The following is a 13,500-nucleotide window of genomic DNA, read 5'->3' on the forward strand; positions in this document are numbered from 1 at the left end:
AGAGGATATGGTTGCGGTAAGAAGTGCACATTTGAATACGGCTGGCGAGTTTGCGCTCGACCAATGGATCACCAGTCTGGGGATCTCCAACCAGCAGTCATGTGAACGACTGGCCGAAACCTGGCGCTATTGTGAGGCGACCACTAAAGACCATCCTGATGCCGCGCTGCTGCTGTGGCGCGGCGTTGAGATGGTTGAAATCCTCTCGATGCTCAGCATGGACTGCGAAACGCTGTGTGCCTCGCTGCTGTTCCCGCTGGCCGACGCCGGCGTGGTTACCGAGCAGCGGCTTGAGGAGCAGCACGGTAAAGCTATCGTCTCGCTGGTTCACGGCGTGCGCGATATGGACGCTATCCGCCAGTTAAAAGCCACCCATAATGACTCAATGGCCTCTGAGCAGGTCGATAACGTGCGCCGCATGCTGCTGGCGATGGTGGAAGATTTCCGCTGTGTGGTCATCAAGCTGGCGGAGCGTATCGCCCACCTGCGCGAAGTCAAAGACGCGCCGGAAGATGAGCGCGTGCTGGCGGCGAAAGAGTGCACCAATATCTATGCTCCGCTGGCTAACCGCCTCGGTATCGGCCAGCTGAAGTGGGAGCTGGAAGATTTCTGCTTCCGCTATCTGCACCCGGAAGAGTACAAGCGCATTGCCAAGCTGCTGCACGAGCGCCGTATCGATCGCGAAGACTATATCGATACCTTTGTGCAGTCGCTGCGTACCGAGATTGTGAAAGAGGGCGTGAAGGCGGAAGTGTATGGCCGCCCGAAACATATCTACAGCATCTGGCGCAAGATGCAGAAGAAAGCGCTGGCCTTTGATGAGCTGTTCGACGTGCGTGCCGTGCGCATCGTGGCGGAGCGTCTGCAGGATTGCTACGGCGCACTGGGCATTGTGCATACCCTGTATCGCCATCTGCCAAGCGAGTTCGACGACTATGTCGCGAACCCAAAACCGAACGGCTACCAGTCCATTCACACCGTGGTGCTGGGGCCGAAGGGTAAAACCGTTGAGATTCAGATCCGCACGCGCCAGATGCATGAAGATGCCGAGCTGGGCGTGGCGGCGCACTGGAAGTACAAAGAGGGCGCGGCAGCCGGCGGCAGCGCACGCGGCGCCTCCGGCCATGAAGGGCGTATTGCCTGGCTGCGCAAGCTGATTACCTGGCAGGAAGAGATGGCGGACTCCGGCGAGATGCTCGACGAAGTGCGCAGCCAGGTGTTTGACGATCGGGTCTATGTGTTTACCCCTAAAGGGGATGTGGTGGACCTGCCGGCCGGCTCCACGCCGCTCGACTTTGCCTACCATATTCACAGCGATATCGGCCACCGCTGCATCGGCGCGAAGATTGGTGGGCGCATCGTGCCGTTTACCTATCAGCTGCAGATGGGCGACCAGATTGACATCATCACCCAGAAGCAGCCGAACCCGAGCCGCGACTGGCTGAACCCGAACCTCGGTTACGTGACCACCAGCCGCGGGCGCTCTAAGGTGCACGCCTGGTTCCGCAAGCAGGATCGCGACAAGAATATTATCGCCGGGCGCCAGATCCTCGACAACGAACTGGACCACCTCGATATCAATCTGAAAGATGCCGAGAAGCTGCTGCTGCCGCGCTACAACTTCAACACGCTGGATGAACTGCTGGCGGCAATTGGCGGCGGCGATGTGCGCCTCAATCAGATGAGCAACTTCCTGCAGTCGAAGCTGCACAAGCCAAGTGCGGAAGAGGAAGACCGCGAGGCGCTGCAAAAGCTGACGCAGAAAACGTCCAACAGCGTACCGCGCAGTAAAGAGAGCGGGCGCGTGGTGGTCGAAGGTGTCGGCAATCTGATGCACCATATTGCGCGCTGCTGCCAGCCGATCCCCGGCGATGATATCACCGGCTTTATCACCCAGGGGCGCGGGATCTCGATTCACCGCGCCGACTGCGATCAGCTGACGGACCTGATGTCGCACGCGCCGGAACGCATCGTCGATGCCGTCTGGGGTGAGTCTTATTCCAGCGGCTATTCGCTGGTGGTGCGTGTCACCGCCAACGATCGCAGCGGCCTGCTGCGCGACATCACCACCATTCTGGCTAACGAAAAGGTCAATGTGCTGGGCGTTTCCAGCCACAGCGATACCAAGAGGCAGCTGGCGACCATAGATATGGATATTGAAATTTATAATCAGCAGGTGCTGAGCCGGGTGATTGCGCGGCTGAATCAGGTGCCGGATATCATCGACGCCAAACGCCTGCATTAATCGGGTCGGGCATGCCCGACCCCTACGTAGGGGCGACGCATGCGTCGCCCGCCCATTCAACATGGATATCATTATGACTTCTCTCGATCGCCTGCTGGGCATCATGAAAACCCTGCGCGATCCGGAAAACGGCTGCCCCTGGGATCGCCAGCAGACCTTTGCCACCATCGCGCCTTATACCCTTGAAGAAACCTATGAAGTGATCGACGCGATCAACCGCGCCGACTTTGACGATCTGCGCGGTGAACTGGGCGATCTGCTGTTCCAGGTGGTGTTTTACGCGCAGATGGCGCAGGAAGAGGGGCGCTTTAACTTCGACGATATCTGCAACGCTATCAGCGATAAGCTGGAGCGCCGCCATCCACACATCTTTGCCGATGCTCAGGTGAGCGGCAGCGCTGAGGTGCTGGTTAACTGGGAAAAAATCAAAAGCGACGAGCGTGCGCAGAAAGCACAGCATTCGGCGCTTGACGATATCCCTGCCGCGCTGCCAGCGCTGATGCGCGCCCATAAAATCCAGAAGCGCTGTAGCAGCGTGGGCTTTGACTGGACCACCATCGGGCCGGTGCTGGACAAAGTACACGAAGAAATTGATGAGGTTATGCACGAAGCGCAGCAGGCGGTCATCGACCAGGACAAGCTGGAAGAGGAGATCGGCGACCTGCTGTTTGCCACGGTTAACCTTTCACGCCACCTCGGCAGTAAGGCGGAAACCGCGCTGCAGAAAGCCAATACCAAATTCGAACGCCGCTTCCGCCAGGTTGAACAGATTATCGCCAGTCAGGGGATGGAAATGTCGCAGGCTACCCTGGACCAGATGGAAGACGCGTGGCAGGTGGTAAAATCCCAGGAATAATTGGCTGACACGATTCAACAAAAATGTGACATGCATCAACCTTATTTTCCCGCCATTCAGGTAATGTCAGGGCGGTAAATGCGGTGGACGGCACACAACCGGAAACGATCAATTGTCGCACCCGGGGGATTCGGGTATACTATTTTCCCGTCCTGGTTATTCATTCCATCGTCTTTAAACCTACATTCTCAGGTTCAGCATGACAACGAACTATATATTTGTGACCGGCGGGGTCGTTTCCTCTCTGGGTAAAGGCATTGCCGCAGCCTCCCTGGCCGCCATTCTCGAAGCACGTGGTCTTAATGTGACCATCATGAAGCTGGACCCGTACATCAACGTGGATCCGGGCACCATGAGCCCGACTCAGCACGGTGAGGTCTTCGTGACCGATGACGGCGCAGAGACCGATCTTGACCTCGGTCACTACGAGCGCTTCATCCGTACCAAAATGAGCCGTCGTAATAACTTCACCACTGGCCGTATCTACTCAGAAGTGCTGCGCAAAGAGCGCCGCGGTGACTATCTGGGCGCGACCATTCAGGTGATCCCACATATTACCAATGCGATCAAAGAGCGCATCATCGAAGGCGGCGAAGGCCACGATGTCGTGCTGGTTGAAATTGGTGGCACCGTGGGTGACATCGAATCACTGCCGTTCCTCGAAGCGATTCGCCAGATGGCGGTTGATGTAGGTCGTGAGCACACCATGTACATGCACCTGACGCTGGTGCCTTATATGGCTGCTGCGGGCGAAGTGAAAACCAAGCCAACCCAGCATTCGGTGAAAGAACTGCTGTCGATCGGTATTCAGCCTGACGTGCTGATCTGCCGTTCTGACCGCGCTGTACCGGCCAACGAGCGGGCGAAAATCGCGCTGTTCTGTAACGTGCCGGAAAAAGCGGTTATCTCACTGAAAGATGTCGACTCCATCTACAAGATTCCTGGCATGCTGAAATCGCAGGGCCTGGATGACTATATCTGTAAGCGCTTCAACCTGAATGCCCCGGAAGCCAACCTGGCCGAGTGGGAGCAGGTGATTTACGAAGAAGCCAATCCAGGCGGCGAAGTGAACATCGGTATGGTCGGCAAATACGTCGAGCTGCCGGATGCTTACAAGTCGGTGATTGAAGCGCTGAAGCACGGCGGCCTGAAAAATCGCGTCACCGTGAATATCAAACTGATTGACTCACAGGATGTTGAAACCCGTGGCGTGGAACTGCTGAAGGATCTGGATGCTATCCTTATTCCTGGCGGTTTCGGCTATCGCGGCGTGGAAGGCAAACTGATGACGGCGCAGTATGCGCGTGAAAACAACATCCCTTACCTTGGCATCTGCCTGGGGATGCAGGTTGCGCTGATGGAATTCGCCCGCAACGTGGCACATATGGAAGGCGCGAACTCGACTGAATTCGTCCCGGACTGTAAGTACCCGGTGGTGGCGCTGATTACCGAATGGCGCGATGAAGACGGCAACGTCGAGCAGCGCACTGAGCAGAGCGATCTGGGCGGCACCATGCGCCTCGGCAGCCAGCAGTGTCAGCTGACCGAAAACAGCCTGGTGCAGAAGCTGTATGGCTCTGACACCATCGTTGAGCGTCACCGTCATCGTTATGAAGTCAACAATATGCTACTGAAGCAGATTGAGGCGGCTGGATTACGTGTCGCAGGCCGCTCAGGGGATGACCAGCTGGTTGAGATCATTGAGCTTCCTGACCACCCCTGGTATGTTGCGTGTCAGTTCCACCCGGAATTCACCTCAACACCTCGAGACGGGCACCCGCTGTTCAGCGGCTTTGTAAAAGCCGCCAGCGAGTACCAGAAGCGTTTGGCAAAATAAGTGTTTTCATAACAGCCTGAAAATTTGAACGTTTCAGGCTGTTTGTGTCTAAGTTTAAGTTAACTTGTACTGAGGAAAAACTAATGTCCAAAATCGTTAAAGTCATCGGTCGCGAAATCATCGACTCCCGCGGAAACCCGACCGTTGAAGCTGAAGTTCATCTGGAAGGCGGCTTTGTCGGTCTGGCAGCAGCGCCATCAGGTGCTTCTACTGGTTCTCGCGAAGCGCTGGAACTGCGTGACGGTGACAAATCTCGTTTCCTGGGTAAAGGCGTAACCAAAGCGGTAGCCGCCGTTAACGGTCCAATCGCTGACGCGGTAACCGGTAAAGATGCGAAAGACCAGGCCAACATCGACAAGATCATGATCGATCTCGACGGTACTGAGAACAAATCTCAGTTTGGTGCTAACGCCATCCTGGCCGTTTCCCTGGCTGCGGCCAAAGCAGCAGCAGCTGCTAAAGGCATGCCACTGTACGAGCACATCGCTGAACTGAACGGCACCCCAGGCAAGTTCTCTATGCCACTGCCAATGATGAACATCATCAACGGCGGTGAGCACGCAGACAACAACGTCGACATTCAGGAATTCATGATCCAGCCAGTTGGCGCGAAAACGCTGAAAGAAGCTGTGCGTATGGGTTCTGAAGTTTTCCATACCCTGGCAAAAGTGCTGAAGTCGAAAGGCATGGGCACTGCGGTCGGTGACGAAGGTGGCTACGCGCCAAACCTGGGTTCTAACGCCGAAGCACTGGCTGTTATCGCTGAAGCGGTAAAAGCAGCAGGCTACGAACTGGGCAAAGACATCACCCTGGCGATGGACTGCGCAGCGTCTGAATTCTACAAAGACGGCAAGTACGTGCTGGCAGGCGAAGGCAACAAATCCTTCACTTCTGAAGAGTTCACTCACTTCCTGGAAGACCTGACTAAGCAGTACCCAATCGTCTCTATCGAAGACGGTCTGGATGAATCTGACTGGGCTGGTTTCGCTTACCAGACCAAAGTGCTGGGCGACAAAATCCAGCTGGTGGGTGACGATCTGTTCGTTACCAACACCAAGATCCTGAAAGAAGGTATCGACAAAGGTATCGCTAACTCCATCCTGATCAAATTCAACCAGATCGGTTCACTGACCGAAACCCTGGCTGCGATCAAAATGGCAAAAGACGCCGGTTACACTGCGGTGATCTCTCACCGTTCAGGTGAAACTGAAGATGCCACCATCGCTGACCTGGCGGTGGGTACAGCTGCAGGCCAGATCAAAACCGGTTCAATGAGCCGTTCTGACCGTGTCGCTAAGTACAACCAGCTGATCCGTATCGAAGAAGCGCTGGGCAACCGTGCGCCATTCAACGGCCTGAAAGAAGTTAAAGGCCAGTAAGCTGCTGATATCTGAAGCCTGATGGGCTGAGGATTATCTGAAAAGCCTCGTCTGTGGACGGGGCTTTTTTTTGCTTATTATATTGTTTTCAGTGAGTTAGATGAGAATTCTTCCGATGCGGAAAAGTCCTGGTTCACGGCGAGTGGGGCGTTTTCTTCGGTAATTTTGTGTAAATTCCTGGTACTATTTGTAATCGGGAACGTGAAAATGAAATACCGAGCTGATGTTGACGGGCTACGCGCACTCGCCGTACTGCCCGTTATTGCGTACCACATGGGGATGGGTGGTATACCCGGCGGCTTCACCGGGGTGGATATTTTCTTCGTCATTTCAGGCTATCTGATCTGCGGGATTATCTATAACAACGCGATGGCGGGAAATTTCTCTTACCTCGACTTTTATAAGCGCCGCTGCCTGCGCATTCTGCCGCCGCTGTTTGTGGTGCTGCTGGCTACGCTTGTCTTTGGTTATTACCATCTGCTGCCCGCGCAGTTTAGCGACCTGAGCAACAGTGCTCTGGCGGCGCTGCTCTCCGCCTCTAACATCTTCTTCTGGAAAACCACCGGTTACTTTGACGGCCCGGCCGATCTGAAACCCCTGCTGCACACCTGGTCGCTGGCGGTTGAAGAGCAGTTCTATATCCTCTTCCCTATCGTACTGCTTTTGGTGGTGCGCCTGTTCCGCAGCCGCACGACGCAGGTGATGCTGCTGGTCATTGTCGCCTCGCTGCTGCTGAGTATCTATGGCGTGACCCGCAAGCCGACATTTACCTTTTACATGCTGCCAACCCGCGCCTGGGAACTGGCGCTGGGGGGGATTATTGCGGTTGCCGGGCTGGAAGCAAAAACGGCGCGCTTAACCGCCGGGTTGAAGCACGGCATGAGTCTGACCGGGCTGGCGCTGATCCTTTACGGCTTCTTCCAGCTGAATACCGATATGCCTTTCCCGGGGTGGAATGCGCTGTGGCCCTGCGTCGGTAGCTTCCTGATTATCCTTGCCGGCCAGCAGTCAGTGGTCTCGCGCGTGCTGGCCCTGAAGCCGATCGTCTATATCGGCATGATCTCCTACTGCCTGTACCTCTGGCACTGGCCAATTATCGTCTATGCGCGCATGTTCTTTAACTTCGAGCCGGGCGTGCGCGAGCTGACGATCCTTGGCCTGACGTTTGCCCTGGCGATTGCCTCACGCTATCTGATTGAAATACCCTTCCGCTACAAACTGGCCTGGGTTTCCCCCGGGCGTATTGTGACCGCATCGGTGGTGGGCCTGGCGGTGATGTCTGCCGGGGCGATCTATAAGGGCCATCTCAGCAACGGCTCCGGGCAGTTCTCAGCGCAGGCGCTGTCGCTGGCGCAGTATGCGCAGTACAGCAAAATGCCGGAGTTTGACTATCAATACCGTCGCGGGCAGTGCTTTGTCGATGGCAAAAGCCATGAGGATAAACCGTTTGACCGCCAGTTCTGCCTGCAAACCGTGCCGGAAAAGAAGAACTACGTGATGATCGGTGACAGCCATGCGGCGCACCTGTGGCGTGCTGTCAGCCTGGCGGCAGGCAGTGACATCAATGTTATCCAGGCGACCTCGGCGGGCTGTAAGCCGCTCTCCAGACAGTCTCTGCGCAATCCGTGCAGCGAGCTGGTGGATTACGTGTATGACCAGTGGATACCCGAGCATAAAATTGATGGCGTGATTATTTCCGCGCGCTGGGCAGCGGAAGATATTGCGCCGCTGCGCGCCACGCTCGACCATTTGAAAACGCGTTCGGATAACATCATCGTGATGGGGCCGACCGTGGAGTACACCGAAGCCCTGCCGGACCTGCTGGCCTATCAGACCGACGGTCGTAAGGATCTGGTCGCCTCCTCCGTCAAGAAAGAGGTGCGTGCAACGGATGCGCAGATGAACGCGGCAATGCTGGCGCAGGGGACGCGCTATATCTCGGTCTACTCGATTGTCTGCCCGGATAACGTCTGCCGGGGAATCGCCTCCGACGGCCATCCGCTCTCTAACGATTACGGCCATTTCACCCTCAGCGGAGCGAAAGATGTGGCAAAGCAGGCGATGATTCAGATGCACGACAAAAACTTTATGTAACCCGCCACCCCCGGCAGCCGTCGGGGGTTTTTGTAATTAATTTAAGTAAGAATCATCTTATGCCGATACTACCTGTACCAGGAGTTTTCCTATTACAGAGTGGGCATCATGCTTAAAAATATCAAAGTCGTTACCAGCATTATCATTATGCTGCTCATTTTCAGCACGCTGCTGCTGGTTTCCAGCGCGCTGTCGTTTAATGCCATCAGCAAGGACAAGGATAATTTTACCCGCGCCACTATCCTGACCCAGCAGCAGGGGCAGCTGAGCGACGCGTGGCAGACGCTGGTTAAGACCCGCGTCACGATTAACCGTGTGGCCATCCGCATGCTGAAAAATCAGACGGACGAGAAGTCCCTGGCCGCCATCAGTAAGCTGCTGAGCCAGGCACAGGAGACGCTGGATGATGCGAACCAGCACTTCGCCCGTTATAAAAGCTTCCCGATGCAGGTTGGCGAAAATGAACAGCTTGCTAACACCGTTGAGCAGCACTATCAGCAATTTTCCGAAACGTTAAAAATGTCAGTGCAATATCTGGGTGCCAATAACTATCAGGCTTACGGCAATCTGGAAGCGCAGGAAGCCCAGGATAATCTGGAAAAAAGTTACGATACCTGGCGCGTCCAGAATGGCAAACTGCTGCAGACCGGCACCGAAGATAACCAGCAAGGTTATCGTAATATGGTGTGGACGCTGGCACTGGTGGTACTGAGTCTGGTGCTGCTGGTTATTGCCGTCTGGATGGTGATTAAACGCGTGCTGCTGACGCCGCTGAAACAGCTGCTGGAACATATTCAGCGCATCGCCTCCGGTGACCTGTCAGAAACGCTGGTGGTGGCAGGGCGCAGTGAAATGGGTCTGCTGGCTGAGGGTCTGACGCAGATGCAGCAGTCGCTGATCGGCACCGTGAGCAACGTGCGCGACAGCGCTAACGCCATCTACACCGGCGCCAGCGAAATCTCGCAGGGCAACAACGACCTCTCGTCGCGCACCGAGCAGCAGGCTGCCTCGCTGGAGCAGACTGCAGCCAGCATGGAAGAGCTGACGGCGACCGTGAAGCAGAACGCCGAAAATGCGCGTCAGGCCTCATCACTGGCAAAAAGCGCGTCAGAAACGGCAGAAAAAGGCGGGCGTGTGGTCAATGGCGTGGTGAAAACCATGAGCGAAATTGCCGACAGCTCCAAAAAGATTGCTGATATCACCAGCGTGATCGACGGCATCGCCTTCCAGACCAATATTCTGGCGCTTAACGCCGCGGTTGAAGCCGCGCGTGCCGGTGAGCAGGGGCGTGGATTTGCCGTGGTGGCGGGGGAAGTGCGTAATCTGGCGCAGCGCAGCGCTCAGGCGGCGAAAGAGATTAAAGGGCTGATTGAAGCCTCCGCAAGCCGCGTGGATGCTGGTTCCCAGCAGGTTACCACCGCCGGGGAGACCATGAACGACATCGTGAGTGCGGTGGTGCGCGTCACCGACATTATGGGGGAGATCTCCTCCGCCAGCGACGAACAGAGCCGCGGTATCGACCAGATTGGTCAGGCAGTTACCGAGATGGACCGCGTGACGCAGCAAAACGCCGCGCTGGTGCAGGAGTCCGCAGCCGCTTCAGCCTCACTGGAGGAGCAGGCGGGCCGTTTGTCGCAGGCGGTGGCGGTGTTTAAAATCAGCCAGCATCAGGCAAAGAGCCTGACGGCGCCCGCTGTTAAGGTGCAAAAGCCGCTAAAGCTGACGGCTCCGCGCCAGGTAACGGCCAGCGATGAAGGCAGCTGGGAGACCTTTTAACGTCTGATGGCGGAAAAAAGCACAGTGTGATTGGCCTTATCCCGTCAATCTGCCATAATCTGCGCCCTTATTTTAGCCGCCAGTCGAGATGTGCATGCAGTACCCGATAAATGAAATGTTCCAGACGTTGCAGGGCGAAGGTGTTTACACCGGCGTGCCGGCAATTTTTATCCGCCTGCAGGGATGCCCGGTGGGCTGCAGCTGGTGTGATACCAAACACACCTGGGATAAGCTGGCCGATCGGGAAACCTCGCTGGGGGATATTCTCCTGAAAACCGTAGAAACCGATGCCTGGGGCGCGGCGGATGCGGCGGCTCTGCTTGAGGTTATCCGTCAGCACGGTTGGACGGCTAAGCATGTCGTGATTACCGGTGGTGAACCCTGTATTCACGATCTGACGCCGTTGACCGCAGCATTGCAGGAGAATGGCTTTAGCTGCCAGATTGAAACCAGCGGGACCCACGAGGTGCTCTGTACCCCGGAAACCTGGGTTACGGTCTCACCGAAGGTGAATATGCGCGGCGGTTACGATGTGCTGAACCAGGCTTTAATCCGCGCCGACGAAGTGAAGCACCCGGTAGCACGCCAGCGTGATGTTGACGCGTTGGACGATTTGCTGGCGACGCTCAGCGATGATAAAACGCGGATTATCGCGCTGCAGCCGATCAGCCAGAAAGACGATGCGACCAGGCTGTGCATCGAAACCTGCATTGCGCGTAACTGGCGCCTGTCGATGCAGACCCATAAATATCTGAATATTGCCTGATTAACCCTCTTTCGGGCCGATCGTTTCGATGATCGGCCCGCTATCAATGGCCTACATCGGCCACTTCATTTCGCCTTTCAGTACCTTAGCGCTTAATTCCAGGCTGGAAGTATCCTTCAGCTGCGGATATTGCGCGTTCATTGCGGCAATAAACGCGCGCGAGTCCTGACTTTTGGCAAGGTTCTTTTCCGCATTCTGCAGATAGCGCTGAGTAAAGTTTACCGAAGTTATCGTTTCTGCCGCGCCGGGCAGGAAATGGCCCGGGATCACCCGCAGTGGTCGCAGGGCTTTGATATCCTCCAGCTTCTGCTGCCAGACGGCACGCTCTTCGGCCGATTGCGCGTCCGCCAGCCAGACGTGAATATTATTGCCTGATACCAGCACGCCCCCCAGCGCGGTTTTTAGCGTTGGGATCCACAGCCAGCTATTCTGCGGCTGCGGGCCATCGAACCCTTTCACTTCTATAACCTCGCCGTCAACCTTGAGCGTGTGACCCTCCAGTACCTGCGGGACAATCAGCGACCGCGGGGCATTCTCCGCCATCTTCGGCCCCCAGAATGCCAGCTTGCCATCTTTAGTCTGTTTTATCAGATCGACCGTGGCGGCAGTGGCGAGGATTTTTGCCTGCGGGAAAGCGTTATGGATGGTTTCAAGGCCGAAGTAGTAGTCCGGATCGGACTGGCTGATAAACACCGTAGTCAACTGCTTGCCGGTTGCTTTGATGCGTTTTACCAGTGCTTCGGCATCATTGCGCTGAAACTGGGCGTCAATCAGCACCACTTCACGCGGGCCGGAGATAATTTCGCTGGAGACCGCAAAGATACTCGATTCGCCAGGGTTATAAACTTCCAGCTTCAGTGATTCAGCCGCATAAAGTGGAGCGCTGGCAGCAATAGCCAGCAACAGAGTAAGACGAGCTTTCATAATGGGCACCTTAAGCCTAAAAAGAACCAGTTTAAGTTGCATAAATCAGCAGATAAACCGACTATCAGGCAACAGATTGTTGCATAAAACGGACAAGTCATGGATCGCCTCACTGCAGCCCACGTCTTTATAACCATTGTTCAACGCGGCAGCCTGTCCGCCGCGGCGCTCACCCTTGATATGTCGCGAGCGATGGTCACCCGCTATCTTACCCAGATGGAAAGCTGGTCAGGGGCGCGCCTGCTCCACCGCAGTACGCGCCGACTGAGTCTGACCCCGGCCGGAGAACATGCGCTGGTGCGCTGTGAGCAGATTATCGCGCTGGCGCAGGAGATAGAGCACAGCCCGCCGCCGCAGGGCCAGGCGCTGTCGGGCCGCCTGCGCATCTCCTGCTCGCTGTCACTCGGGCAGAGCGTATTGATGAGGGCGATCGAGGTATTCCAGCAGCGGCACCCGCAGGTGCATATCGATCTGCACATCAGCAATGAGCGGGTCAATCTGATAGAGGAACGTCTCGATCTGGCGCTTCGAATCACGGCGCAGCTTGACCCGAATGCGATCGCGCGCCGGCTGGATACCTGCCGCTCAGTGATTTGCGCGTCACCCGCTTATCTGGAGCAGGCGGGAACTCCGCAGCTTCCGGCGCAGCTGGCGCAGCACAACTGCCTGTGTTATTCGCACTTCGGTAAAAGCCTGTGGCATTTCAGTCAGGGGGGGGAAAAGCAGGCGGTGGCAGTCAGTGGTAATGTGAGTGCCAATGACTCCGTGATGCTGCTGTCAGCGACGCTGGCAGGCGTGGGCATCTCAATGCAGCCAACCTACAGCGTAACTCCCTTGCTCGCCAGCGGTCAGCTGGTCGCGCTGCTGCCGCAGTATCAGTTAGAGGAGCTGGGGCTGTATGCGATTTATACCTCACGCCAGCATCAGCCACCGCGGCTGCGGGCGCTGCTGGATTTTCTGGCAGAGTGGTTTCGTGGGGAACAGGTGCAGAGATAGCAGAAGATGACAACGAGGGATCCAGGGGCGAGGCATGCCTCGCCCACCATTTAACCGCGATACACGCAGCCAGCCGTGCAGGTTTCTTTCACCATCACCGCGCTAAGCAGCGGCAGCACCGGTTTCATCTGCTGCCAGATCCAGGCAGCCAGTACTTCGCTGGTCGGGTTCTCAAGGCCCGGAATATCGTTAAGATTGTAGTGATCCAGACGATCGTAGACCGGCTTAAAGGCCGCTTTAATCTCTGAGAAATCCATCACCCAACCGGTATGCGCGTCCACTTCGCCTGTAATTTCCAGCCGGACCATAAACGAATGCCCGTGCAGGCGGCCGCATTTGTGCCCGGCTGGCACGTTTGGCAGGTGGTGCGCGGCTTCAAATTGAAAATCTTTAAATAGCGTGGTCGCCATAATTGCAGTCTCAGTCTTTGTCTTAAAAACCGCCGCAGGATACCGGAAAACAGCTTTTTTCGCACCCGTTTCGCAGCTATTGGCAGTAAGTGAAAGTGTTATCAAATAGTGACGCTTCCAACTCTTTGAAAAATAACACGATGATTAATCTGTTTTGCTGCTAACGCTTACCCGAAAAACCGTTTAGTCATTTTGGTTATTAATTATTTCCAACCCT

Annotated in this window: 10 protein-coding genes; 8 read left to right on the forward strand and 2 right to left on the reverse strand. The window is 56.0% G+C overall.

Annotated features, from left to right (window positions below; translation table 11 throughout):
* The first annotated feature begins 7 nt into the window (after positions 1–7).
* The 7 genes from relA (at position 8) to queE (ending at position 10,953) form a co-directional block, all read left to right on the forward strand.
* Complete coding sequence (gene relA / locus ID864_RS12635; RefSeq protein ID WP_048917142.1) at positions 8–2,245, forward strand: GTP diphosphokinase; 2,238 nt, start codon at positions 8–10, stop codon at positions 2,243–2,245.
* A 73-nt stretch (positions 2,246–2,318) separates the two neighbouring features.
* Complete coding sequence (gene mazG, locus ID864_RS12640; protein WP_180276711.1) at positions 2,319–3,101, forward strand: nucleoside triphosphate pyrophosphohydrolase; 783 nt, start codon at positions 2,319–2,321, stop codon at positions 3,099–3,101.
* A 199-nt stretch (positions 3,102–3,300) separates the two neighbouring features.
* Positions 3,301–4,938 carry a glutamine hydrolyzing CTP synthase gene (pyrG, locus tag ID864_RS12645; RefSeq protein WP_048917140.1) on the forward strand — a complete coding sequence of 546 codons (1,638 nt, stop codon included), beginning with the start codon at positions 3,301–3,303 and terminating at the stop codon, positions 4,936–4,938.
* Between the two features lie 83 nt (positions 4,939–5,021).
* Positions 5,022–6,317 carry a phosphopyruvate hydratase gene (eno, locus tag ID864_RS12650; protein ID WP_048917139.1) on the forward strand — a complete coding sequence of 432 codons (1,296 nt, stop codon included), beginning with the start codon at positions 5,022–5,024 and terminating at the stop codon, positions 6,315–6,317.
* Positions 6,318–6,524: 207 nt separating this feature from the next.
* Positions 6,525–8,411, forward strand: coding sequence for an acyltransferase family protein (locus ID864_RS12655; protein WP_048917137.1), 1,887 nt, complete (start codon positions 6,525–6,527; stop codon positions 8,409–8,411).
* Between the two features lie 108 nt (positions 8,412–8,519).
* On the forward strand, positions 8,520–10,187 hold the full coding sequence (locus tag ID864_RS12660) for a methyl-accepting chemotaxis protein (RefSeq protein WP_048917136.1): 1,668 nt from the start codon (positions 8,520–8,522) through the stop codon (positions 10,185–10,187).
* Positions 10,188–10,281: 94 nt separating this feature from the next.
* The gene (gene queE / locus ID864_RS12665) at positions 10,282–10,953 is read left to right on the forward strand and encodes a 7-carboxy-7-deazaguanine synthase QueE (protein WP_048917138.1); all 672 of its coding nucleotides are present in this window, start codon (positions 10,282–10,284) and stop codon (positions 10,951–10,953) included.
* 51 nt (positions 10,954–11,004) lie between these two features.
* On the opposite strand, the gene ID864_RS12670 is transcribed toward queE, so the two are convergent.
* The gene (locus ID864_RS12670; protein WP_048917135.1) at positions 11,005–11,877 is read right to left on the reverse strand and encodes an MBL fold metallo-hydrolase; all 873 of its coding nucleotides are present in this window, start codon (positions 11,875–11,877) and stop codon (positions 11,005–11,007) included.
* 99 nt (positions 11,878–11,976) lie between these two features.
* Here ID864_RS12670 and ID864_RS12675 point away from each other — a divergent pair, with 99 nt between their 5' ends.
* Entirely contained in the window at positions 11,977–12,873 is an 897-nt protein-coding gene (locus ID864_RS12675) for a LysR family transcriptional regulator (RefSeq protein WP_191149893.1), read from the forward strand.
* A gap of 50 nt (positions 12,874–12,923) precedes the next feature.
* On the opposite strand, the gene queD is transcribed toward ID864_RS12675, so the two are convergent.
* A complete protein-coding gene (gene queD / locus ID864_RS12680; protein WP_048917133.1) occupies positions 12,924–13,283 on the reverse strand; it encodes a 6-carboxytetrahydropterin synthase QueD in 360 nt (119 codons plus the stop codon).
* Positions 13,284–13,500: the final 217 nt, after the last annotated feature.

It is taken from the genome of Erwinia aphidicola, assembly GCF_014773485.1.
Classification (GTDB): Bacteria; Pseudomonadota; Gammaproteobacteria; order Enterobacterales; family Enterobacteriaceae; genus Erwinia; species Erwinia aphidicola.